This is a genomic window from Burkholderia ubonensis subsp. mesacidophila (assembly GCF_002097715.1).
GTDB lineage: Bacteria > Pseudomonadota > Gammaproteobacteria > Burkholderiales > Burkholderiaceae > Burkholderia > Burkholderia mesacidophila.
The window spans coordinates 357943-382363 of the sequence record NZ_CP020738.1; the positions used below are offsets into that span (position 1 = coordinate 357943).

A 24421-nucleotide genomic window follows, 5' to 3' on the forward strand; every position below is an offset into this window, starting at 1 on the left:
GGGACAGGCGAGGTCAGAACAGCTTGCGCAGGCCGAGCGCTGCGCCCGCGCTGCTGGCGCGGTCGGCGGCCAGCGTGTAGTGGAGAAAGTTGTAGTTGTAGTTGTCGAAGTCGAGCGCGGCGCGGCGCGCGTAGCCGCTCGCCAGGTACAGCGTGACGGTCTTGGACAGGAAGTAGTTCAGCTGCAGCGTGACCTGCTGCGGGTTGGCCGGGTGTGGCGCGGGCGTCTGCGCGTTCGGCGGATTCTGCGCGCGGATGTCCTCGTAATAGAACGCGCCGACCGCCTGCAGGAACGGGGTGATCGCGTAGCGCACGCCGGCCCACCAGAACGTGTAGCGCGTCACGACCGACGGCGCGGCGACGCCGCTTTGGCCGTGCGTGACGCCGGCCAGCAACTGCGCGCGGTCGACGGACACGATCGCGGCGGCGGCGTAGCGGCGGAAATGCGCGAAGCCGCCCGGCTGCGGCGTGTTGACGTTGTCGAACGCGGCGGCGAACGAGAAGACGCCGCCGGCATAGTCGAAGCCGGCGCCGTACGCGGCGTTCGACTGGAACGCGCCGGGCGTGCCGCCGAACGCATAGTGCGTCTCCAGCGTCAGCGAGCCGATCTTCGCGAGGTACTTGGCGACGTTGTTCTCGCGGAAATTGACGCCGACGATCGCGCCGGCCGGCTCGTACAGCGTCGAGTACGCGCCCGTCGGCGAATAGGGCTCCATGATGTCGAACAGCGTCGAGTACTGGTGGCCGAGCCGCAGCGCGCCCCAGCGCGCGTGCTGCAGCCCGACCCACGCGGAGCGGTCGAAGCCGCCCGCGCCGGTGCCGGTGCCGTTGTTCAGGTTGATGCCGCTTTCGAGCCGGAACGCGGCCTGCCAGCCGCCGCCGAGTTCCTCGACGCCCTTCAGGCCCCAGCGCGAACCGCTCTTGCCGCCCGAGGCCATCCGCACGAGCGACGCCGACGACTTGTCGCCGGGCGCGGCCTGGTGGGTGAGGAATTCCGTATAGATGTCGGCCACGCCATACAGCGTGATCGTGCTCTGCGCGCAGGCGCCGGCCGATACGAGGCCCAGTCCGCACAGCGCGGACATCCGCTTGCCCATGGCTTGTCTCCTTCGTGGGTCGTTATTGGTTTGATTGCTGCGCCGCGCCGGTCGAGCGGCGCGGCGGTGCCGCGGGACGGCGCTATCCGGGCCGGGCGGCGAACGGGCGGCGTCGCGGCGGGACGCACGCGCCTGCGCAGGAACGAAGCGCGGCGATGAAGGGCGGCGCGCGCATCACCGGGGCGCGGCGCCGGCGCGCGCCTGCACGGCCGCGTGACGCGCGAGCACGCGCTTCGCGCGGGCGACGCCGGGCGCGTCGATCATCCGGCCGTCGATGCGCAGCGCGCCGCGCCCGTTCGCGCGCGCGTCGTCGTAGGCGGCCAGCAGCGCGCGCGCGTCGCGCACCGCGTCGTCGTCGGGCCGGAACGCGCGGTTCAGCGCGCCGACCTGCAGCGGGTGGATGCAGGTCGCGCCCGCATAGCCGAGCTCGGCGGACGCGCGCGCGATGCGCTCGAACGCGTCGAGATCGCGCAGCTCGTCGAGGCCGCCGATCAGGCCGAGCGGCAGGATGCCGGCCGCGCGCGCGGCGATGATCAGCAACTGCTTCGGCACGCGCAGCACGTCGGCGCTCGCGCCGCTTTCGCAGTTCAGCGCGAAGTCGCCGCCGCCGAGCATCATCGCGACGACGCGCGGCGACGCCCGCGCGATCCGGTCCATCGCCTGGAACGCGCGCGGGGTCTCGACGATCGCGACGATCCGCGTGCCGCCGGGCGGCGCGCCGGTTTCCTCCTCGAGCGCGGCCAGCAGCTCGTCGATCGCCTCGACATGCGAGCCGCCGCGCACCTTCGGCAGCACGACGCCGTCCGCGCCGGCCCGGACGGCCGCGCGCAGGTCGGGCACCAGCAGGTCGAGCGGGCCGTTGGCGCGCACCAGCACGTCGCGGCCGGGCGCGCGCAGCGCCGGCACGGCGTCGGCCAGCCCGTCGCGGGCGGCCGCCTTGCACGCGGGCGGGACGCTGTCCTCGAGATCGAGGATCAACGCATCGGCGTCGCTCGCGGCGGCCGATGCGACGAAACGGGGGACATGGGCCGGGACGTACAGCAGCGAGCGCCAGACGGGTTGGGACGACGAATTCATCGGGGGTCTCAAAAAATGAAAGTCGCTTTCATTTTTGTGATGGATGGCCGCATTCGTCAAGATTATCGTTAACGCCTAGTTTCAAGGAATGTTGCGCGATGATGAACGAATGAAGCGGCGCGGATTCATGTTGATGTGATCGACGTTATGCGTATAATGAAAGTGACTTTCATTTTTTCAGATGCCGGTCGCCGCGACGCGGCACGTATCGCCCGGCATCGCACGAGGTGGACATGAGCAAGGTGGAGACAAGCAATCCGGCAGAGGGCGGCGTGGCCGCGGTCAACCGCGCGCTGACCGCGCTGCTGGCGTTCGGCAACGCGCCCGGCGGGCTGATGCTCGCGCAGGTCAGCGAGGAGACGGGGCTCAACATGAGCACGCTGTTGCGGATGTTCGAATCGCTCGAGCAGTTCCGCTTCATCAAGCGCCTGCCGGACGGGCGCTACGTGCTGGGGCCCGCCGTGTTCCAGCTCGGGATGATGTACCGCGAGTCGTTCCAGCTGCGCGAGTACGTGATGCCGATCCTGTCGAAGCTGTCGGCGGAAACCGGCGAAACAGCCGCGTTCTACGTGCGCGAAGGCGACCAGCGCGTGTGCCTGTTCCGCATCCAGGCGCAGCGCTCGGTGCGCACGCATCTGCGCGAGGGCGACCGCTTCCCGCTCGACGTCGGCGCGGCCGGGCGCGTGCTGCTCGCGTTCAGCGGCACGCGCGGCGGCGACTACGAGAAGACGGCCGAGCAGGGCTACGCGGTGTCGATCGCCGAGCGCGACCCGGAAAGCGCGGCGATCGCGTGCCCGGCGTTCGGCGTCGGCCGCGTGCTGAGCGGCGCGATCTCGCTCGGCGTGCCGCGCTATCGCTTCAACAAGAAGGTGCTGGCCGACTACCTGCCGCGCGTGCAGGCCGCTGCCGCCGAGCTGACGCATGTGCTGGGCGGCGATCTGCCCGCCGCGGGCGCGGCGTTCCGCGCGGCCGACCAGCTCGGCGCGCTGCTCGAGTAGCGCCGTCCCGCAGTTCGCATCGAACGACACACACCAACCAGGAGACAAGCATGTTCGTTCCCGACCCGCAGGCCGCTCACGCGGCCGGCGCGCGCCGTCGCGCGTCCACCGGCCCGATCCACCCGAAACCGTTCGACGCCGGCGCGCAGGGGCCGCTCGCGGGCGTGCGCGTCGTCGACCTGTCGCGCCTGATGGCGGGCAACATGCTGAGCGTGCAGCTAGCCGATTTCGGCGCGGACGTCGTGAAGGTCGAGAGCGAGCGCGGCGATACGCTGCGCGCGGTCGGCGCGGGCGGGATCAGCACGAACTGGAAGGTGTACGGGCGCAACAAGCGCAGCGTGTGCGTCGACCTGCGAGCGCCCGAGGGGATCGACATCGTCCGCCGGCTGGTGCGCGACGCGGACGTGTTCGTCGAGAGCTTCAAGCCCGGCGTCGCCGAGAAGATGGGGCTCGGCCCGGACGACCTGCTCGCGATCCGGCCGGAGCTGGTGATCGCGCGAATCTCCGGCTGGGGGCAGACGGGGCCGTACCGCCACAAGCCGGGCTTCGGCACGCTCGCCGAAGGGTACGCGGGGTTCGCGGCGATCAACGGGTTCGCCGATCGCGAGCCGGTGCTGCCGCCGATGTTCCTCGGCGACATGACGGCCGGGCTGTCCGGCGCGATCGCCGTGCTGGTCGCGCTGCATGCGCGCGACGCGCACGGCGCGGCGGGGCAGGTGATCGACGTGTCGTTGTTCGAGCCGCTGCTGTCGATTCTCGGGCCGGCCGCCGCGAACTACGTGATGACCGGCGAGATCAAGGCGCGCACCGGCAGCCGCTCGTCGAACACCGCGCCCCGCAACGCGTATCGCACCCGCGACGGCAAGTGGCTGTGCCTGTCGAGTTCGACGCAGGCGATGGCCGAGCGGCTGTTCCGCGCGATCGGCCGCGCGGACCTGATCGACGATCCCCGCTACGCGACCAACGTGCAGCGCGTGCAGCACGCGGACGCGCTCGACGCGATCGTCGGCGAGTTCATCGCCGCGCGCGATCTCGACGCCAATCTCGCATTCTTCGAGGACGCGGGCGTGACGGTCGGGCCGATCCAGGATATCGCGCAGATCGTTCAGGATCGCTACGTGATCGAGCGCGAGGCGCTCGTCGAGCTGCCGGACGACGACGTCGGCAGCCTGCCGATGCACAACATCACGCCGCGCCTGTCGGCCACGCCCGGCACGTTCCGCCGGCCGGCGCCCGCGCTCGGCGAGAACAATCGCGAGATCCTGCTGCCGCTGCTCGGCGAATGCGAATACGAGCGGCTCGCCGGGCTGGGCGTGATCCGCGCGCGGTAGGCGCGACGCGGCCGCGAAGGACGGCCGCGCGCCGGCCGCCGCACCCTGGACATTACATGGAGGAGACACCATGAAGCCACGCTGGACCCACCGGCCGCCCGGCTCGAACTGGGGGGATTTCGGCCCGGACGACCAGAAAGGGCGCCTGAACTGGCTGACGGCCGACGCGGTGCTGCGCGGCGTCGCGGAGGTGCGCGAAGGACGCGTGTTTTCGCTGAGCCTGCCGCTCGATGTGCCGCGCGGCGGCGGGCTGAACGCGCGGCGCCGGCCGCCGGCGATCATGCCGGCATTGCTCGGCGACAAGCCTTACTTCGGCTATCGCGCGGACGAACAGGTTGCCAACGCAACCGACGTGGTTTGCGACGATTCGTTCTGCATGCACTCGCAGTTCTCGACGCAATGGGATGCGCTGTCGCACGTCGGCTCGCTGTTCGATCCGGCGGGCGACGGTGAGCGAGCCCGCGTGTTCTACAACGGCTACCGGATGGACGAGCACATCCACGTGCCCGAAGCCGGCGCGTCGATGGGCGGCGCGAAGGCGCTCGGCATCGAGGTGATGGCGCAGACGGGCGTGCAGGGGCGCGGCGTGCTGGTCGACCTGCGCCGCCACTTCGGCGACGAGCGGCGCAAGATCGGCTACGCGGAATGGATGGCGGTGCTGCGCGCGGACGACGTGGTCGTCGAGCGCGGCGACATCGTGTGCGTGCATACGGGCTTCGCCGATCGCCTGCTCGACGCCGACGCGCGCGGCGAGCCCGGCGCGCCGGACGTGTGCTGCGTGCTCGACGGCCACGACCCGCGCCTGCTCGAATGGATCGACGCATCGGGGCTCGCCGCGCTCGCAGCGGACAACCACGCGGTCGAGGAGCGCCCGCGCCATCCATCGGCGCGCGAGCGGCCCGGCGCGCTGATGCCGTTGCACGAGCTGTGCCTGTTCAAGCTCGGCATCCATCTCGGCGAGCTGTGGCACCTGACGCCGCTCGCCGACTGGCTGCGCGCGCACCGGCGCAACCGCTTCCTGCTGACCGCGCCGCCGCTGCACCTGCGCGGGCTCGTCGGGTCGCCGGTCAATCCGGTCGCCACCGTGTGAACGCCGGCGCCGCGCGCACCCCGCGCCGGCGCCCTGTCCGCCGCTTCGCGCAGGCCGCGCGGGCGGATCATCGAGGAAACGCCATGTCCCATTCCCATGCGGCGTCGATCGCCGCGCGCATCGACCGCCTGCCCGCGACGGCCAGCATCTGGACGCTCGTGCTGTTCCTGAGCGTCGGCGGGTTTTTCGAGGTCTACGACCTGTTCCAGATGACCTACCTGCCGCCGGGGCTGATCCGCGACGGCATCTTTCACGCGGGCTCGCACGGCGTGCTCGGCATGTCGGACCAGGGCGCGCTCGGCGCGGCGACGTTCGCCGGGCTGTTCGTCGGCGAGATGTTCGTGTCGCGCCTCGCGGATCGCTTCGGGCGGCGCGCGCTGTTCACCGGCGCGCTGCTGCTCTATACGGCGGCGAGCCTCGCGATGTGCGTGCAGACGCATGCGCTCGGCATTCTCGTGTGCCGCTTCATCGCGGGCTGCGGCATCGGCGCGGAGCTGATCACGATCGGCGCGTTCCTGACCGAGCTGGTGCCGAAGGCGGTGCGCGGCCGCGCGTTCGCGCTGTGCTTCGCGGTCGGTTACCTCGCGATGCCGGTGCTCGCGCTGGTGTCGTGGCTGTGGGTGCCGCGCGATCCGCTCGGGATGTCCGGGTGGCGCTGGGTCGTACTGCTCGGCGGCAGCGGCGCGGTCGTCGTCTGGTGGCTGCAGTCGCGGTTGCCGGAGTCGCCGCGCTGGCTCGCCCGCGCCGGCCGCGAGTCCGAGGCCGAAGCCGTGCTGCAGCGGCTCGAGCAGGCGGTCGAGCGGGAATCCGGCCGGCCGCTGCCCGCGGTCCGGCTACCGGCCGTCGTAGCGCCGGCCGCGCAGCGTGCGCCGTCGATGTGGGATGCGCGGCATCGCGGCCGCACGGCGATGCTGATCGCGTTCAATGCATTCCTGAGCATCGGCTTCTTCGGCTTCAGCCAGTGGCTGCCGACGCTGCTCGCCGCGCAGGGCGCGAGCGTCACGAAGAGCCTCGGGTATGCGTTCGTGATCGCGTTCGCGTATCCGGTGTCGCCGTTCGTCGCCGGCCTGCTCGCCGACCGGATCGAGCGCAAGTGGCTGATCGTCGCGTCGGCGTTCGGCGTCGCGCTGTTCGGCACCGCGTTCGCGATGTCGGCGCAGGCGCCGTTTGTGATCGCGTTCGGGCTGCTCGTCACGCTGTCCAACACGGTGCTCGCGAGCAACGGCACCGCGTACCAGTCGGAAGTGTTTCCGACCGAGATTCGCGGGCGCGCGCTCGGCTTCGTGCATTCGATCGGCCGCCTGACGGGAATCGCGAGCAGTTTCATCGTCGCGCTGCTGCTCGAGCGCGCCGGGGTGTCCGCGGTGTTCGTGCTGATCGGCGGCAGCATGCTGATCGTGATGCTGTCGATCGGCGCGTTCGGGCCGAGGACCAACAACCGCGCGCTCGACGAGATTTCGGACGGCGGCGCAGACGCCGCGGCGGGCGAGGCAGCAACCGCGCGGCTGGACGTGCTGCCGACGCGGCGGTCGTGAGGCGCGGAGACTGCGCGGGCGTCTCGTCCCGGGCGTCCGCGCGGTCTCGCGACAGGAGTCAGCAGCCGGCGCACGGATCGCCTGCGGCACGCTGCCTCGACGGGCAGCACACGGAGCCGTACGAGCAGAACACGCAGCAGTCGCCCGGCTTCGGCGTCAGCAGCGCCTTGCAGCCCTGGCATTCGTAGAAGAACTGGCACGCGTCGACCGGCATCGTTTCCCGCCGCGCGAATCCGCAGCGGGGGCAGGTCAGTACGGATTCCAAATTGAGTTCGCTCATGATGGTCGTTCAGGCAGACATACCGGCACGCGTTCGGCGTCAACGGTCCGTATCTCGCACGTTCGGCGGCCATGACCACGGCGAGCGCCGGCGGATCAGCTCGTCGAGCGACAGGACGCCGCCGCCGCGGCACAGCAGGATGAGCAGCATCGCCGCCCACTGCAGGTGCGTCGGCCACGCGAGCGGATACACGAAAATCTCGATGACGGTGGTCATCCCCAGCAGCACCAGCGCGACCGGCCGCACGCCGAGCCCCAGCACGAGCAGCACAGGGGTGCCGAGTTCGATCGACACGGCCACGTAGGCGGCGATATCCGGCGGCAGCAGCGGGAGCCGATACTCGTCGTGAAACAGCGCCAGCGCGGCGTTCCAGTCCGCGAGCTTCGTCATCGCCGAATTCCAGAAGATCGTGGCGACCGCGAGCCGCAGCGGGATCGCGAGCAGCCAGTATGGCACGCGATCGAGCCACCGGATCGCGCGCGACAGCACGACGCGCAACGGCATGCCGATGTGTCCGGTTCGGGCGGGACGGGTCATGATGACGGTCCTTCTGCGAGCGACCGGCGTTCGTGCGCCGGCCCGACGTCGGTGAAGCAGCCGCGCGCGAGCAGCACGGCCAGCCATGCGGGGCCGTCGACGTCCGGCGCGCGGGACAGTGCGTCGCGAATCGGTTCGCCGGTCAGGAGCGCCGCGGCGATCGACCATTCGCCGCCGGTCAGCCGCGGCATCTCGATGCCGTGTTCGGTGCGCTGCACGAGCAGGCGCACGGGGCCGCTGTCCGGATCGATGCGCGACAACGCGGCGTCGTCCTGTTCGAGCACGGCACGCCAGATCGCGTCGGCGGGGCCGTCGCACGCCAGCAGCGCCACGGCCGGATGCGGCCGCAGGCGCAACGCGCCGAGCGCGTCATCGTCGAGCGACGCGAGACCGGCGAGCGCGAGCGGGGCGGCATCGGGCGCGTGCAGGATGACGTCGACCTGCCATTCGAGCCGCGCGACGTCGACGAGGTACGGCGTCGACGCGATCTCCGGCAACCCGGCGAGGCATGCCGGGAAGGCCGCGCCGTAGGCGTCGAGCCACGCGCTGTCCGGCGGCGTCGCGGCGATGAAGCGCCGCGCGGCGCCTTCGAAGCAGTCTTCGCCCACCAGACGTGCGAACGCCGGAAAGGCCAGCCGCAGCGCGTTCACGAGCACGCCGGTCGCCGTATTGCGATGGATCGACAGGCGCGCGGGCGAAGCCAGCCCGTCGGACGCCACCCACGCCGACGCGTCGTCGCCGGCGCCGGTCAGGCTCCGCCGGATCGCGTGCTGCAGCTCAGCCAGCGAGGGCGCATCGGCGGTCATGTCGAACCTCCTCCAGCATCGTTTCCGCGATCTCGGCCTCCTGGAGCAGCACGTCCAGCGGCGGCACGTCGGTATCCCATTCGATGAGCGTCGGCACCGGGCCGAAGCGGCGCAGCGCGTCGCGGTACAGCGCCCAGACCGCGGGCGCGACGCGCGAGCCGTGATCGTCGATGCGCAGCGTGTGACCGCCGTCGATCTGCGCGACACGGTGTCCGGCCAGGTGAATTTCGCCGATCGCCGAGGGCGGCAGCGCGTCGAGATAGGTCTGCGGATTCCAGCCGTGATTCGACGCGCTCACGTAGATGTTGTTGACGTCGCACAGCAGCCCGCAGCCGGTGCGTTGCGCGAGCTCCGCGAGAAACGTCCACTCGGGAATCGTCGAATGGACGTAGCGCAGGTAGGTGGACGGATTCTCGACGAGGATGCGGCGGCCGAGCGCGGTCTGGACCTGGTCGACGTGCCGGCACACCAGCGCGAGCGCCTCTTCGGTCATCGGCAGCGGCAGCAGGTCGGCCAGGTAGCTGCCGCCGATCGCGCTCCACGACAGATGCTCCGACACGAGGCCAGGTTCGAAGCGGCGCACCGCGGTGCACACGCGGGCCAGGTGGGCGGCGTCGAGCCCGTCCGCGCTGCCGAGCGACAGGCCCACGCCATGCAGCGACAGCGGATGGTCGCGGCGGATCGCGTCCAGGCAGCGCGGCGTGCTGCCGCCGCCCATGTAGTTCTCGGTGTGGACCTCGAACCACGTACCGACCGGCGGCCGCTCCAGCGCGTCGCGGTGATGGCGGAAGCGCAGGCCCACCCCGGCCCGCGCCGGCACCTGGCCGGCGGCAGCGTGAAATCGGGTCTCGACCGCGCGCATGATCGGGCGGTTGATCAGCCGGCCTTGAGCTTCCCGCCGGCGATCTTGCCGCAGTCGCCGGCCGGCAGCAGCACGAAGGATTTCGGGTCGCGCGCCTGCGTGGACTGGCCGGCGCACGAGTGCGCGCCTTCGGCGCAATCGTTCTTCGCCACGGCGTTGACGCCGTAGCATTTCTCGAGGTGGTTTTGTGCCATTCTGGCCATGTTGTCTTTGACGACCTGCGGCGCGTTGCTCATGTCCTTCATCGCTTGGGCCTGCGCGGGCGCGGCCTGCATCGCGAGCGCGAGTCCGACGGCGGCCGACAGCGAGGCAAGGGTCGAAACGGACGGGTTCATGGTGACGTCTCCAGAGGGGGATCGCCGGTGCGCGACCTTGTCAGAAAATTCGTTCCCGCGCGACAAAAGGTTACGCAGCGCCGGCGGCATTTTCCGGACCGTCGCCTGCGGCACGGAGCGTAGCCATGTCAGATCCGCATGACCGTCGAAGACGCCGCGTCCGGCTGGTGCAGCCGGCGCCGGTTCAACGCGAGGACGCCGCCGACGTCACGCTGGCGCGCGCCGACGGTTCACCCGACTGGTCGGCGCTGATGGCGCACGCGCAGGCCGGGGACCGGGCCGCATACCGCCGCCTGCTCGAAAGCGTGACGCCTTACCTCCGGCGGCTCGCCGCGCGGCACGGCGTCGGTCCCGATACGGTCGACGACGTGGTGCAGGAGATCCTGGTGTCGCTGCACCAGGCGCGCGGCACGTATTCGCCCGAGCGGCCGTTCGGGCCGTGGCTGGTCGCGATCGCGAGCCGCCGGATCGTCGATGCGTTGCGCCGCCAGGGGCGCGCGCTCGCGCGCGAGACGCCGCTCGACCCCGAGCACGAAACCTTGTCCGGCGACGGAGCGAATCTTATGGAAGAAGCGGCTGACGCACAGGTGCTGCGCGCGATGCTCGCGCAACTGCCGCCCGGGCAGCGCGATGCCGTGCGGCTGCTGAAACTCGAGGAGATGTCCCTCAAGGAGGCGGCGCTAGCCACCGGGATGAGCGTCGCGGCGCTGAAGGTCGCCGTGCATCGCGGGATCAAGACGCTGCGCAAGCTGCTGGGAAACGACGACGGGAGCGGCCAATGAAGCGCTCGACAACCGAACTGATCGAGTCGCTGGTCGCCGACGGGGCGGCCGTGCGCGTGTTGCGCAGTCCGTTCCGGCGCGCGGCCGGCTGGCTGTTGTTTGCGGCGCTGCTGGTCGCGTGCGTCGCGCTCGCGCACGGTGCGAGGCCGGACCTGGCGTCGAAGCTGCACGATCCCGGGTTCGTCACGAGCGTCGGCGCCGCCGTGGCGACGGGCGTGCTAGCGGCGCTCGCGGCGTTCGTCGCGAGCGTGCCCGGGCGGTCGATGCGCTGGTTGTGGTTGCCGGTGCCGGCGCTGCTGGTGTGGATCTCGGCGATCGGCTACGGCTGCCTGACGAACTGGGTCGCCATCGGGCCGGACGGCGTGTCGCTCGGCGAGACGGCGCGCTGTTTCGCGACGCTCGTGCTGGTCGGCGTGCCGCTCGGACTGGCGCTGATCGTGATGCTGCGCCACGTCGCGACCCTCGCGCCGCTGCCGGCGGCGCTGGCGGGCGCGCTCGCGGTGTCGGCGATGACGGCGGCGGCGCTGTCCGTGTTTCATCCGCTCGATGCGACGGTCATGATCCTCGCGTGGCACTTCGGCTTGACGGTGATCCTGCTGGCAGGGGGCGCCCGCTTCGCCCGCCGCCTGTTCGAGTGGGCGGCGCCGCCGGCGAGCGTGCCGGGCGGCGATGCATGAGCCGATCCGGCTTTACAAGCGCGCAACTGTTAAACACTGTGAGCCATTCGTCAGCATTTGCAACGAGCGTAACAAGTTGGCGAAAACCGCTGGCAGCGCAGCCAACGCCCGCTACAGTAGCTCTCACCTGCCGCACGGTGCGGCGAGGAGCGTGACGGTCCGCACGGATGCGGCCGCACCGACAATGTCCTTGGGGAGAAGAAACATGAACAAGCTTCGTACGGTTCTGCTCGGCGCTGCGCTGACGGCTATGGCTACCTCGGCCGCTTTCGCGCAGACGGCCCAGACGGGCGCACAGGGTTCGGCTGGTGCCGGCCTGCAGGTGCAGACGCCGGTTCTCGGCGTCGGCGCGAATGCGCAGGCTGGCGCCGGCGCGAATGCAGCGGGTTCGGGCGCGGGCAACCTCGTCGGCGGCGCGCTCAACAGCGTCGGCAAGACGGTCGGCGGCGCCGGCGTGGCAGCAGGTGATGCGGTCAACGGCGCGACCCACGCAGTGGGTTCGGCAGCCGGCTCGGCAAAGGACGCCGCCACGTCGGCCGCGCATTCGGCGAAGGCGCACGTGAAGCATGTCGCGGGCTCGGCGAAGCAGCATGCGCAAGGCGCGATGACGACGGCGGGCGATGTCGCCGGCAACGCGAAGGCCAAGGCCGGCGAAGCGCTCGACGGCGCGGCGACCGCGGCGCAAGGCGGCGCATCGGTCGGCGTGAAGGGCTCGGTTGCGGCGCAGGGCACCGCGCAGTAATCGGCTTCCGCCTGACGACGGCCCGGTCCTGCTTCGATGCAGGGCCGGGCCGTTTTGCCGTCTACGCAGTGAGTTAGGGGGATGAATGCGTGTGGCGCGTATCGCGATTCGGAAGCAGTGGCGCTTCGCATACGAAATTCCGGATGTCTTTCGGCTGCCGAATGTGGTCGAGCTTCCATAACCTCGACTACGCTGCCCCCCCTTTTCTCATCGAAGTTCATCAGTCTCTTTACGCAAACGGCAAACGGTTATTTCAGTACACGCTTCCAGCCACGAGAAAAGCGCTTGTACTAAACACCCGTCGCAGGTTTTCGCGGCCCCACGCAAGTTCGTTCACGAACATTGTTGTCAACCGTTGCCGTTTGCTGGACGTGCGTTCGGCCATCCGTTATCCAGTCAGCTTCCGCAAAACAAATCGAATGCTGAGAGAACAGGACAACACATGGCCGGCCCTGAGACCCTTCCCGCCCCGCGGCGCCCGATCCCCAAAGCCCTCCAGCAGAACGCCGAAGCCCGGCGCGTGATCGTCAGCCCGGTTCCCGCGCCCGCGACATCACCGAAGGTGGTCGCAGCCCGCGCCGAATCGGCCACGAACCACGGCCTCGAGATTTTCGTCCAGTGCCTGTACATGATTCCGGTCGTCGGCAACGCGATGTCGCTCTACGACGTCGGCGTCGACATCTACCGGATCTGCAGCGAGCCGGGCGGCGCGAAGAAGGTCCTCAGCTGGAGCATCCTCGCGATCGACGCGATCGGGGTCGTGCCCGCCGCGGGCAATGCGACCCGGCCGGCCCGCGCGGTCGTCAAGGAGGTGCTGCTCGCGTTTGCCAAGGGCGCGGGCGCGGCGGCGCTGGTCGAGCTGTTCTGGGCCACGGCCGGCGGCGACGTGATCGCGTTCATGGCCGATCTGGATGCGCACCTGAAGCAATGGAAGGACGACATCGTCAAGGGTGTGCGCGACGCGTCGCGGACGGTGCGGCGCTTCGTGATCAATCCGGTCTCGGCTGCGGAGCAGATGGGGCGCATCAAAAAGAACCGCGGATTCCTGTCCTGGGTGCCGTCGACCGAGGAAATTGCGCTGCACGGCATCGATCAGTTGCTCAAGCTGTCCGGTCAGCGCGACGCGATCGTCGCGTGGCTCGACGAATTCGACCGCAACACGGGGCCGATGCTCGACGCGGCGTTCGGCGACGTGGCGCAGGCCGGCAGCCTGCTGTTCATGGCCGCGCAGATCACCGCGGAGATCAAGGCGCGGCGCGCGCGCAAGGTGCCGTCGCATGTCGCGCAGGCCACCCCGGGCACGATGCTGGCGCCGCACAAGAAGCGCGGCGCGCATCGCGATTCGACACAGAAGGGCGCGCAGCCGAGCAACCTGCCGGCGAAGGACGGCTGCGGGTGCCCGCCCACTGCGAGCGCGAAGCCGGTCAACTACGCGATGGGCGACGAGAACCTCGAGCAGACGGACTTCGTGCTCGACGGGATCGCACCGATCGTGTGGACGCGGCGCTACCGGTCGAGCCTCGAGGCGTACGACGCGAGTGCGCTCGGCGCGCTGGAGCAGCCCATATCACCTGTCGCTCGAAGAACGGGACGGTGTCCTGACGTTCTTCGATCCCGACAACCGCGCGGTGCCGCTGCCGCCGGTGGAGATCGGCGAATCGGTCGAGGTGCCGGCCGAGCAATTCGCCGTCACGCGCCCGGATAATCGGCACATTCAACTGGCCTATCCCGACGGCAGTCGAGAGGATTACGAACGGCATGGCATGGTGACGCATGCGCGCTATCGCCTCATCGCCCGCCAGGGCCGCGACGGCCTCGGCCTGACCTTCTCGTACAACGCAGCCGGCGAACTCGCCACGCTCAGCGACGGTGCGGAGAACGCGATCCGCCTCGAATACGTCGACGGACGAGTCGTGGCGATCTACCGCACGGGCGTGCCAGGCCTCGCCCGGGAAGCGCTCGCGCGCTACACCTACGACGCGGCAGGCGACCTGACCAGCCACGTCGACATGCTGGGATTCCGGCGCACGTACGCGTACCAGCAGCACCTGCTCACACGCTACACGGACCTCAACGGCAACGCCGCGAATCTGGCGTGGGACTGGCCGGGCAAGCGCGCCGGCCTGCCCGCGCCGGCCGACGCGCAGTGCGTGCGCACCTGGCTCGGCGACGACGGGCAGCACATTCAGGACGAGATGCATTTCGAGTACCACCGCGAGCACTGGTACACGAAGGTCACCGATGCGGACGGCCACGCGACGATCCATCGCTACGACTATCACAACCGGATCGTGCTGGTCGCATATGCGGACGGGACCACGGACGGATTCGAATGGGACGCACACCACCGTCTCGTCGGCACCCAAAACGCATTGGGGCACACGCAGCGCTTCGACTACGACGCGCAGGGGCGCCTCACCGCCGAAACGGACGCGCTCGGCAACACGACGCGCACCGAGTACAACGCGGACGGCTTGCCGATCCAGGTCACGGCGCCGGATGGCCGTGTCACGCAGACCGAATACGATCCGCTCGGCCGGCCGGTCTCGGCGACGGACGCCGCCGGCCGGACCACGCGCTACACATGGAGCGGCAACGGCCGCCTGCTGTCGCTGACCGACCCGAAAGGCGGCGTGAAGCGCTTCCGCCACGACAACGCGGGACGGCTCGTCGAGTCGACCGACTGTTCCGGCCACGCGACACGCTACGGCTACGACGAGCGCGGCCACCTGTCGCGCCTTACCGATGCCGAGGGCCACGCGACGATATACCGCTGCGACACGCGGGGGCAGGTCGTCAGCGTCACGCATCCGGACGGGGGCGAGGAGCGCTTCACGTGGGACGGCGAAGGCAACCTGCGCACCTACCGGGACGGCGCGGGCCAGCTGACGGAGTATGCGTTCAACGCCCGCCGGCAGCCGACCTGGCGTAAGGATGCGGCGGGACGGCAACTGACCTATGCGTACGACCGGCAGTGGCGGCTGACCACGCTGACCAACGAGAACGAGGAGCAGACCCGGTTCCGCTACGACCCGCTGGGGCAACTGATCGAGCAGACGGACTTCGACGGCGGCACGACCCGCTACCGGTGGGACGAGGCAGGCCGGCTGGCCGGTTCGCAGCAAGGCGACGTCGACACGACCTACACGCGTGACCCGCTCGGGCGGCTCACGCGGCGCGAGATCGACGGACCGGCTGGCCGTAGCCGGGTTGCCGAGCACTTCTATTACGACGCGCGCGGCCGGCTGACGACCGCGCAGGGCACCAACAGCACGGTCCGGCTGCACTACGACGATGCCGACAACCTGATCGCCGAAGCGCAGACCCACGGCCCGGACACGGGTGTCGCCTACACGGCGGTGACGCGGCACGAATACGACGCGCTCGGCAACCGGATCCGCACGCAGCTACCGAATACGCGCACGATCGACTGGCTGCGCTATGGCTCGGGCCATGTGCACGGGGTGCTGCTGGACGGCCAGCCGCTGGTCGACTTCGAGCGCGACAAGCTGCATCGCGAAACTGTTCGACGTCACCGCAGTTTCGAGCAGACCCGTGAATACGACCCGGCCGGGCGGCTGCGGCGGATGATCGTGCGCCGCGATGCACACGCGCTGCCGACGGACTGGATCGCCGCGCGACAGTACCGGTACGACGCGGCGGGCCAACTGACGCGCATCGAGGATCGCACGCGCGGGGCGACGGACTACGCGTACGACCCGGTGGGGCGGTTGCTGAAGGCGGCGACGCCGGACCTGAAGGAAGTCTTTGCGTTCGATCCGGCCGGCAATCCGGTGGACCCGGAGCAGCTGACGCCGCGCCCGACCGAGGAAACGCGCGAGGAGATGAGCCGGCGGCACCAGCGCATCATCGCGCAGGATCGGGTGTGGCAGGACGCGCATCCGGGCGAGCGGATGACGCCCGAGCAGATCGCGCGGCGCACGCGGATGGCAGACGAAGCCGGCCAGCTGAACGCGTGGGAGCAGGCGCTGCCGAAGTGCGTGGGCAACGTGTTGAGGGAGTTGAACCGCACCCGCTACGACCATGACACACACGGCAACCTGATCCGCAAAACCGAGCCGGGCGGCGTGACGTGGCTGTACGCATACGATGCGGCGAACCGGCTGAAGCGGGCCGATCGCTACACGAAACCGCCGGCGGCAAACGAGATCGACCGGCTCGAGCGGACGCAGGACGGCACCGCGTTCATCCCGGGTACGGTGCGGCCGGCATTGCAGGTGCGCTTCGAATATGACGCGTTCGGGCGGCGCACGCTGAAGGAGGTGGGACGGCCGGACGGCAGCATTGACCGGACGGTGTTCACGTGGGACGGCGACGTGCTGCTGATGGAGGAGCGCTTCCACTTGCCGCCGCGGCAGCCGGGCGAATATGAGCCGTTGACCTTCCGGCCGGTGCAGATCGTGCGCGAGGATCCGGACGATGCGTATTCGCTGCCGGTGGCGCAGCGAATACATACGCTGAGCGAGCGGCATCAGTGGCAAGGGGCGTCGCTCTACCTGCACGAACCTGGCACGTTCGTGCCGCTGGCGCGGCTGGACGAGACGCTGGTGGAGGCGGCGTTCATTGCGACGGGGACGGATGGCCGGTTCGTGCAGGTGCCGGCGAAGACGCGGCATGCGACGCTGTTCTATCAGAACGATCACCTGGGGACGCCGCAGGAACTGCTGGACGAGTCAGGGAAAGTCATCTGGCTCGGCCGGTACAGGGCGTGGGGTGGAGAGAAGACCGTTTGGCAGCCGCAGCCGGAACGCAATGAAGCGGGGAATCCGATCCGGTTCCAGGGGCAGTACCATGACGAAGAGACGGGGCTGCATTACAACCGGCATCGGTACTATGATCCGGGCAGCGGGCGGTTCGTCAGCAAGGACCCGATCGGACTGCAAGGTGGCATCAACGTCTATCAATACGCGCCAAATCCGTTGGAGTGGATTGATCCGCTTGGGTTGGCACGCACGTCAAGTGGCGGAGCGGGAAGGAAACCCACATCGAACAAGCCAAATCAGAACTCCAAATGTCCTTGCAGGAAAGAGTGGGAAGTAACCCGCTACGACCGAATTTGTGAGGCGATGCTGAACGGAACGCGGGCAAAGTATTTTCGCGATCCCAAGACGAAGCAATGGTGGTCCGCCGACACGGAGGGGCACGGAGGTTCTGCATGGAAAGTTATGGAAGAGCAGGGTGGCAATCTTGTTCATTTCCGCGATGCGGACGTCTATGGTGACTTTATGGGGAAGCACAAAGGCGAGACGGGAAAAGTAATGTCGATGAAGGACATGAAGTGCCGAGATGCCAAGGGTGAGTGATGATGAAAATTCAAACCGCAGAAGAATTCAAGAGATATGCAGAAAGTGATGACGATGCCGAGTTTTCAAAAACTCAATGGGAGGCGTCTGATAATGTGTGGTTTTCGGTCTTGGAAAAATACCCGGAGCTTTCACGGAGCGTAGCCTTTAACAATACGATTTCCATGAGCGTTTTGGATCGTTTGTCGGAAAGCAACGATTGGATGGCGCGGTGTGACGTTGCAATGAAAAGAAGGATAAGTCGAGACATATTTGAAAGGTTGTCGCTGGATCCTGAATCGGCTGTTCGAAAAAGAATAGCTCTTAATCCGAAAGTTCCGGGAGATATATTGGCTCGTCTTGCCGTTGATCAGGACGAGTCGGTAGCAGAGGCAGCAAAAGAGCGATTGGGATCGTAGATGGAAGTAGCCGCGTTCGAAGCTGTCGTTATAACAGTTTGTGCTCAATGGGTTTGAAGCCGAAGAGTTCGATGTGTGTACGATTTGCTATCCGATCTGTTCTGGTCAACCGTCGCTCGATGTCGAGAGGCCTTGTCACACAAGGCTCAACGACGTGTCATTCGCCGCGCGATACTGCTACGACGACGAATGCGGCGTGCATCGCCCCAAGCGATTGCGACAACTGAAGGGTTGTCCGTAGCGGCAAGTAGACGGGGCTGCACTATAACCGGCATCGGTACTATGATCCGAACGCCGGGCGGTTCATATCGAAGGATCCGATTGGGCTGCAAGGCGGGATCAATGCGTTCCAGTACGCGCCGAATCCGGTAAGCTGGATTGATCCTCTTGGACTGGAAGGCGAAGACCTCGGAGTAATTTATCGCGGGGGTAGTCGAACTCCAGTAAATTTGACTCCCCGTACGCAGGACGTGACGGGATTGTCTGCCAACGTTAAGCCTGTGCCAGGTAAGCGTGTCGTTATTGATACGTCAAAATTAAATCTATTGTGTGCTATTTGTGATAACAAAAAACAGGGCACGTTTCGATCAAGCCAAAAGATCCCTCGCAGATGGCTGGCTGGATTCAAAGCAGAGCAGAAGGGGGAGATCATCCGTTGACAAAAGAGCTCGAAAATGCTGTTGTGGGAGTTGTGAAAAAATGACCGCAATACGAAGTGTATGTGAGGATGTTGTATTTCTATTAAATCCTGTAATTGATGTCCTGGAGAAATTGAAGGGGGATATCAACTGCCGCGTGAATGAGATGAAAATCCTTGTGGGAGCTTATGGGACAGAAAATTTTATTTTATTTGCATATTTGAGCATGTTGAGGCATAAAAATGGAGGGGAAATAGCGATTACTGTTTCTGTCGATGTTTCTGATGATTTCATAAATATTGATTCAGATGTTTGTGAAAATTCTGGGCGTATTATTTTGGATGGACCGAAGTTAACGGAGAAATTTTCAGATTGGCCTTCTTCTCGTGCAGCATGCGATGTCTGGCTGGAAAGATTTTGCAGTTTTCTTTCCGAAAATATTGATGCTATCGTTGACGAGGCAAGAAAACTTCCCGATGAGGGGGCTGAATAATATAAATGCGGAATTCCGTTCGTTCGGCGGTAACAGGCAATCGCCCGCTATGACCGTGATGCACACGGCGTGACGTGGCTGTATGCATACGATGCGGCGAACCGGCTGAAGCGGGCGGATCGCTACGCGAAACCGCCGGCGGCGAACGAGATCGACCGGCTCGAGCGGACGCAGGACGGCACCGCGTTCATCCCGGGCACCGTGCGGCCGGCATTGCAGGTGCGCTTCGAATATGACGCGTTCGGGCGGCGCACACTGAAGGAGGTGGGACGGCCGGACGGCAGCATCGACCGGACGGTATTCACGTGGGACGGCGACGTGCTGCTGATGGAAGAGCGCTTCCACTTGCCGCCGCGGCAGCCGGGCGAATATGAGCCGTTGACCTTCCGCCCGGTCCAAATCGTACGCGAGGATCCGGACGATGCGTATTCGCTGCCGGTGGCGCAGCGAATGCACACGCTAAGCGAGCGGCATCAGTGGCAAGGGGCGTCGCTCTACCTGCACGAACCCGGCACGTTCGTGCCGCTGGCGCGGCTGGACGAGATGCTGGTGGAGGCGGCGTTCATTACGACGGGGACGGATGGCCGGTTCGTGCAGGTGCCGGCGAAGACGCGGCATGCGACGCTGTTTTACCAGAACGATCATCTGGGGACGCCGCAGGAACTGCTGGACGAGTCGGGGAAGGTGGTGTGGCTCGGCCGGTACCGGGCGTGGCGCGGGGAGAAGACCGTTTGGCAGGCGCAGCCGGAACGGCATGAAGCGGGGAATCCGATCCGGTTCCAGGGGCAGTACCATGACGAAGAGACGGGGCTGCACTATAACCGGTATCGGTACTATGATCCGGGCAGCGGCAGGTTCATCTCGAAGGATCCGATCGGACTGCATGGCGGGCTGAACGTATTCCTGTACGCACCTAACCCTATAACTTGGGTCGATGCGTTAGGGTTGACGGGCAAGCCTCTTCCTGGGCCCACGAAGATCAATCGGATTGTGGGGGTAACTCGGTCGATAACCTCCATTTGAAAGAGCCAGAAAGGAAGCTCAATCCTCCTGGAATCTCTGTCCTGCATGGCTGCTGTCCCTGCGCTGCAGCTCAACAGATGAGGAATGCCTTTCCGAAGGCCACGGGCTTGCTGAAGGCAACTGAAACTGTCGCATCAGGTACGGCAGATGCCATCCGAGGAGCGGGGTTCGATGTTATTGAGGATCCGACTAATAAATTTCCAAACCACGCTCGAATCATTCATCCTAGTGGTGCCGACGGCTTCAGCGATGAAAACCTCGATCGATTGTCTGAAGCACTTGGGAAAACCACGGGGTGCCCACGATGATGAAATTCCATTTAAACGACTACAGCGGAAATTTGGCGGGCGAGGTCACGGTAACTTCTTCGGAGGGGGGGCTCATGCTTGGCAACTTTGCCCCTGGCTCGAATTTTCGCTCGTATGAACAACTCTTCATGGAATTTGAGCAAGCCGCAAACAATCAGCTTCTTGTAGAGATAGATAGACTAGAGCGTGAAATCACTGAACTTGGCTTTTATTTGGTTGGCCCACTTCCGCAAGAGGGCCGACTTGAAATTGAAGACTTGCAGATCATGGGAAGCGATGTGAGCTTTCGAGTGAAATGTTAAGCGCCAAGGGCCGTAGTTGCGGCCCTTCGTGTTATCGGGGTAGGCATGAATCTGGTGTGATGGTGATCTGGCGAGAGATGTGATTGGAGGAGAGGTAGACGTGGTCGCCAGGATTGAGGCCGACGAGTTCGATGTGTGTACGACCTGCTATTTGATCTGCTCGGGCCAACGGTCGTGCAATGCCCAGCTACCTTGTTGCGCAAGGGCTGCCGGGGGACGACCGTTGAAGACGGTCTGTGAAGTCCTGGGTGTGTCGCGCTCGAATCTCACGGTCAAATCGAAGCGCCCCGCTGAATGGGGCGACCGGCGCAAGACGCCCGTTCTGGATGACATGCCGCTCCTCGCCGACCTTCAAGAGTTGGTTGCCGACCTGCCAACGTACGGCTACCGGCGTGCCTGGGCGCTGCTGAGGCGAAGCCGGGACGCGCTGGGCCAACCTCGCGTCAATGCGAAACGGGTGTATCGCGTCATGCGTCGCCACGGTCTGCTGCTCGAACGCAGCGCTCGTCATGCCCCCTCTACGCGTCGGCACGATGGCAAGGTTGCGGTGGACAGAAGCAACGTGCGCTGGTGCTCGGACGGTTTCGAATTCCGCTGCGACGACGGTGCCCCTTTGCGCGTCGTCTTCGCACTGGACTGCTGTGACCGGGAAGCCATGAGCTGGGCTGCGACCACGGGCGGCTACACCGGCGACATGGTGCGCGACGTGATGCTTCAGGCTGTCGAAAACCGTTTCCACGGCGCGCTGCAAACCGATGGCGAAATCGAGTGGCTAAGCGACAACGGCTCCTGCTACATTGCCGACGAGGCGCTGACGTTCTCGCAGCAAATCGGCTTGATGCCGGTCACGACACCCGTGAGAAGTCCGCAGAGCAACGGGATGGCCGAGAGCTTCGTCAAAACGATGAAGCGCGATTACGTTTCTTGGATGCCCAAACCGGATGCCAGAACGGCGCTGCAAAACTTGGCCATTGCATTCGACCACTACAACGAGTCGCATCCACACAGCGCCCTGAAATACCGCTCGCCACGCGAGTTTCGCCAGCAAGCAAATTCTCCAACCTAAGCGTGACCACGTGTCTGGTCATGCAGGGGCAAGTCCGCGCGGCGCGATTCTGGTTCGGTCACGACGACCGAACCGACTTGAGACGCCTAACCCGGAAACAACCGTCCCTGCCCCGAGATCACCGATTCGAAATCGTCGCGCAGGAACGGCAGGATCGCATCGGCGACCGGCTGCAGCTGGCGGCTCAGGTAGAACGCATAGTCGATCGGCGAGCGCATCGTTTCGAGCGGCTCGGGGCCGGCCGTCGTCATCACATAGCTGATCCAGCCGCCGCGCTGGTATTGCAGCGGCCGGCCGTGCGCGTCGTTGAACGCGTCGGCCATGCGCGCCGCGCGCACATGCGGCGGCACGTTGCGCTGGTACTCGCGCAGCGGTCGGCGCACGCGCTTGCGATAGACCAGCAGTTCGTCGAGCTCGCCGGCCAGCGTACGGCGGACGTAGTCGCGGATGAAGTCCTGATACGGCTCCCGCCTGAACACGAGCCGGTACAGTTCCCGCTGGAACTGCTGCGCGAGCGGCGTCCAGTCGGTACGCACCGTCTCGAGGCCCTTGAACACGACGTCCTCGCCGCCGTCCGGCGCGACCGCGAGGCCGGCGTAGCGCTTCTTGCTGCCTTCCTCCGCGCCGCGCACGGTCGGCATCAGGAAGCGGCGGTAGTGCCGCTCGTACTGCAATTCCAGCGCGCTCTCCAGCCCGAAGTGCTCGCGCAGGTGCGCGGTCCACCAGCGATTCACGTGCTCGACGATCGCGCGTCCGGTGCGCGCGGCCGCGTCGTCGTCGTGCGCCTGCCCGAGCCAGACGAACGTCGAATCGGTGTCGCCGTAGATTACTTCGTAACCCTGAGATTCGATCAGCGCGCGCGTGCGGTGCATGATCTCGTGGCCGCGCATCGTGATCGACGACGCGAGCCGCGGATCGAAGAACCGGCAGCCGGCGGAGCCGAGCACGCCGTAGAACGCGTTCATGATGATCTTCAGCGCCTGCGACAGCGGCGCGTTGCGCCGGCGCTTCGCGACGTCGCGGCCTTCCCACACCCGCCGCACGATGTCGGGCAGGCAATGCTGCGTGCGCGAGAAGCGCGCGCCGAGGAAGCCGGGCACGGACGCGTCGTCGCCGGGCTGCGCGAGGCCTTCGATCAGCCCGACCGGATCGATCAGGAACGTGCGGATGATCGACGGATACAGGCTCTTGTAGTCGAGCACGAGCACCGAATCGTAGAGGCCCGGCCGCGAATCCATCACGAAGCCGCCGGGGCTCGTCTGCCCGGTCACGTCGCCGAGGTTCGGCGCGACGTAGCCGAGCCGGTGCATGCGCGGCATGTACAGGTGCGTGAAGGCCGCGACCGAGCCGCCGGTGCGGTCCGCCGCGAGGCCCGTGACGGTCGCGCGTTCGAGCATGAACGACAGCAGGTCCGCCTTCTCGAAGATGCGCGTGACGAGCTCGCAATCCTTCAGGTTGTAGCGCGCGAGCGCGGGCTTGTTGTGATCGAAGCGGCGCTGGATTTCGTCCATCCGCTGATACGGGTTGTCGATCGCCTTGCCTTCGCCGAGCAGCGACTGCGCGACGTATTCGAGGCTGAACGACGGGAAGCTCCAGGTGGCGGATTTCAGCGCGTCGATGCCGTCGATCAGCAGTCTTCCGGCCGCCGCGGCGAAGAAATGGTCCGGCTGCTGGCTGTGCGCGCGCCAGTCGAGCACGCCGCCGCCGCGGCCGAGCCGCAGCGGCACGCGATACTGCTCGGCGTGCGCGTGCAGCACGCGCAGGTCGAACTGGATCAGGTTCCAGCCGATGATCACGTCCGGGTCGTGCTGCGCGAACCAGTCGTTCAGCCGCGCGAGCAGCGCGGGCCGGTCGTCGCAGTAGTCGAAGCGGAAGTCGAGGTCGCGGGCGTCGCCCGCGTCGCCGTTGGGCGGACCGAGCATGAACACCTGCCGTTGCCCGCAGCCTTCCAGCGCGATCGAATAGAGTTCGCCGTGCGCGCTGGTCTCGATGTCGAGCGACACGCAGCGCAGTGCGGGCCGATAGTCGGCCGCGGCCTTCAGCTCGCCGTCGGCCAGCGCGCCGTCGCCGGCCGGCACGCCGCGGAACCGGACCGGCGCGGTGATGAACCGCTCCATCATGTAGCGCTCGGGCGGCAGCACGTCCGCTTCGTAGACGTCGACGCCGGCCTGGGCCAGCCGCTTCTGGAGTCCCGCCAGATGGCGATAGCGGCGGCAGTAGAGGCCGACGACCGGGCGCTGCCGGAAGTCGCGCAGCGCGAGCGGGCGAAGCTCGGCACCGGTTTCGCCGGCCAGCACGCGCGCGGCCGGCGCCTGCTGTTCGGCCGGGATGAACGCGACGGCTTCCTGCGGGCGCAGCCGCACCTGGCGCGGACCGCGTTCGGTGGCCAGCCAGAACTCGATTTCGACGCCGGTTGCGGTGTCACGCCAGTGGCGGGTGAGGATGAATCCCTGCTCGAATTCCGTCAAAACGCGCGCTCGTCGTTGGTGCCCAGGCGGCGGATTTTAGCAAGCGGGGTGCCGGTCCGCCGTATGCGAATCGTAAGATTTTCGGCTTCCCCGGTCCGAATCCGCCCCGTCGATCCCGCATTCAAATAGTCCTCTTAACGGAACCGGACTAGGCGTATACACGCGGGTCGGCGGCGGCGAAGCCCGCTGTCACGCCGATATAAGCGCTTCGACATGCGCCGCATGCTCGTCGCCCGATAGGACGTGATGTTCT

The 24421-nt window shown here is 66.8% G+C and carries 21 protein-coding genes and 2 pseudogenes; 15 read left to right on the top strand and 8 right to left on the bottom strand.

Annotated features, from left to right (window positions below; genetic code table 11):
- Positions 1 to 13: 13 nt before the first annotated feature.
- Positions 14 to 1096, bottom strand: a complete 1083-nt coding sequence (locus tag B7P44_RS19150) for a porin (protein ID WP_084907279.1) — start codon at positions 1094 to 1096, stop codon at positions 14 to 16.
- Between the two features lie 174 nt (positions 1097 to 1270).
- Positions 1271 to 2173, bottom strand: coding sequence for an HpcH/HpaI aldolase/citrate lyase family protein (locus B7P44_RS19155; RefSeq protein ID WP_084907281.1), 903 nt, complete (start codon positions 2171 to 2173; stop codon positions 1271 to 1273).
- Positions 2174 to 2406: 233 nt separating this feature from the next.
- Here B7P44_RS19155 and B7P44_RS19160 point away from each other — a divergent pair, with 233 nt between their 5' ends.
- The 4 genes from B7P44_RS19160 (at position 2407) to B7P44_RS19175 (ending at position 7127) form a co-directional block, all read left to right on the top strand.
- On the top strand, positions 2407 to 3171 hold the full coding sequence (locus B7P44_RS19160; RefSeq protein WP_084907283.1) for an IclR family transcriptional regulator: 765 nt from the start codon (positions 2407 to 2409) through the stop codon (positions 3169 to 3171).
- 50 nt (positions 3172 to 3221) lie between these two features.
- Entirely contained in the window at positions 3222 to 4502 is a 1281-nt protein-coding gene (locus B7P44_RS19165; protein WP_084907285.1) for a CaiB/BaiF CoA transferase family protein, read from the top strand.
- A 70-nt stretch (positions 4503 to 4572) separates the two neighbouring features.
- Positions 4573 to 5592, top strand: coding sequence for a cyclase family protein (locus B7P44_RS19170; protein WP_084907287.1), 1020 nt, complete (start codon positions 4573 to 4575; stop codon positions 5590 to 5592).
- A gap of 83 nt (positions 5593 to 5675) precedes the next feature.
- Complete coding sequence (locus tag B7P44_RS19175; RefSeq protein WP_084907289.1) at positions 5676 to 7127, top strand: MFS transporter; 1452 nt, start codon at positions 5676 to 5678, stop codon at positions 7125 to 7127.
- A 58-nt stretch (positions 7128 to 7185) separates the two neighbouring features.
- Here B7P44_RS19175 and B7P44_RS19180 read toward each other — a convergent pair whose 3' ends face one another.
- Genes B7P44_RS19180 through B7P44_RS19200 form a run of 5 tightly spaced genes read right to left on the bottom strand, consistent with a single transcriptional unit; the run spans position 7186 to position 9947 of the window.
- Positions 7186 to 7407: a GDCCVxC domain-containing (seleno)protein gene (locus tag B7P44_RS19180; RefSeq protein WP_084907291.1), complete on the bottom strand. Its 222-nt coding sequence runs from the start codon at positions 7405 to 7407 to the stop codon at positions 7186 to 7188.
- A 39-nt stretch (positions 7408 to 7446) separates the two neighbouring features.
- Entirely contained in the window at positions 7447 to 7944 is a 498-nt protein-coding gene (locus tag B7P44_RS19185; protein ID WP_084907293.1) for a DoxX family protein, read from the bottom strand.
- Entirely contained in the window at positions 7941 to 8750 is an 810-nt protein-coding gene (locus B7P44_RS19190; protein WP_084907295.1) for an HvfC/BufC N-terminal domain-containing protein, read from the bottom strand. Before B7P44_RS19190 ends, B7P44_RS19185 begins: the two co-directional genes overlap by 4 nt.
- Entirely contained in the window at positions 8722 to 9612 is an 891-nt protein-coding gene (bufB, locus tag B7P44_RS19195) for an MNIO family bufferin maturase (RefSeq protein ID WP_084907297.1), read from the bottom strand. Before bufB ends, B7P44_RS19190 begins: the two co-directional genes overlap by 29 nt.
- 14 nt (positions 9613 to 9626) lie before the next feature.
- On the bottom strand, positions 9627 to 9947 hold the full coding sequence (locus B7P44_RS19200; protein ID WP_084907299.1) for a BufA1 family periplasmic bufferin-type metallophore: 321 nt from the start codon (positions 9945 to 9947) through the stop codon (positions 9627 to 9629).
- A gap of 125 nt (positions 9948 to 10072) precedes the next feature.
- Here B7P44_RS19200 and B7P44_RS19205 point away from each other — a divergent pair, with 125 nt between their 5' ends.
- From B7P44_RS19205 to B7P44_RS19235, 11 genes and pseudogenes are all read left to right on the top strand, one after another.
- Entirely contained in the window at positions 10073 to 10729 is a 657-nt protein-coding gene (locus B7P44_RS19205; protein WP_084907301.1) for a sigma-70 family RNA polymerase sigma factor, read from the top strand.
- Complete coding sequence (locus B7P44_RS19210) at positions 10726 to 11406, top strand: NrsF family protein (RefSeq protein WP_084907303.1); 681 nt, start codon at positions 10726 to 10728, stop codon at positions 11404 to 11406. The genes B7P44_RS19205 and B7P44_RS19210 overlap by 4 nt, the downstream gene beginning before the upstream one ends.
- Positions 11407 to 11611: 205 nt before the next feature.
- Positions 11612 to 12148, top strand: coding sequence for a hypothetical protein (locus B7P44_RS19215; protein WP_084907305.1), 537 nt, complete (start codon positions 11612 to 11614; stop codon positions 12146 to 12148).
- 442 nt (positions 12149 to 12590) lie between these two features.
- Positions 12591 to 13853 carry a DUF6531 domain-containing protein gene (locus B7P44_RS37535; protein WP_167389811.1) on the top strand — a complete coding sequence of 421 codons (1263 nt, stop codon included), beginning with the start codon at positions 12591 to 12593 and terminating at the stop codon, positions 13851 to 13853.
- Positions 13747 to 17472: an RHS repeat-associated core domain-containing protein gene (locus B7P44_RS37355; RefSeq protein ID WP_407924041.1), complete on the top strand. Its 3726-nt coding sequence runs from the start codon at positions 13747 to 13749 to the stop codon at positions 17470 to 17472. The genes B7P44_RS37535 and B7P44_RS37355 overlap by 107 nt, the downstream gene beginning before the upstream one ends.
- Entirely contained in the window at positions 17472 to 17870 is a 399-nt protein-coding gene (locus tag B7P44_RS36440; protein ID WP_133117843.1) for a hypothetical protein, read from the top strand. The genes B7P44_RS37355 and B7P44_RS36440 overlap by 1 nt, the downstream gene beginning before the upstream one ends.
- 251 nt (positions 17871 to 18121) lie before the next feature.
- Positions 18122 to 18265, top strand: a pseudogene (locus B7P44_RS37955) (RHS repeat-associated core domain-containing protein); the annotation flags it as partial.
- Between the two features lie 304 nt (positions 18266 to 18569).
- Positions 18570 to 19001, top strand: a complete 432-nt coding sequence (locus B7P44_RS36450; protein WP_133117844.1) for a hypothetical protein — start codon at positions 18570 to 18572, stop codon at positions 18999 to 19001.
- Positions 19002 to 19070: 69 nt separating this feature from the next.
- Complete coding sequence (locus B7P44_RS19230) at positions 19071 to 20024, top strand: RHS repeat-associated core domain-containing protein (protein WP_231716781.1); 954 nt, start codon at positions 19071 to 19073, stop codon at positions 20022 to 20024.
- A gap of 304 nt (positions 20025 to 20328) precedes the next feature.
- Positions 20329 to 20634 carry a hypothetical protein gene (locus B7P44_RS36455; protein ID WP_133117845.1) on the top strand — a complete coding sequence of 102 codons (306 nt, stop codon included), beginning with the start codon at positions 20329 to 20331 and terminating at the stop codon, positions 20632 to 20634.
- A gap of 199 nt (positions 20635 to 20833) precedes the next feature.
- A pseudogene (locus tag B7P44_RS19235) lies at positions 20834 to 21700 on the top strand (IS3 family transposase); the annotation flags it as partial.
- 86 nt (positions 21701 to 21786) lie between these two features.
- On the opposite strand, the gene B7P44_RS19240 reads toward B7P44_RS19235, so the two are convergent.
- The gene (locus tag B7P44_RS19240) at positions 21787 to 24168 is read right to left on the bottom strand and encodes a DNA polymerase II (protein WP_084907309.1); all 2382 of its coding nucleotides are present in this window, start codon (positions 24166 to 24168) and stop codon (positions 21787 to 21789) included.
- Positions 24169 to 24421: the final 253 nt, after the last annotated feature.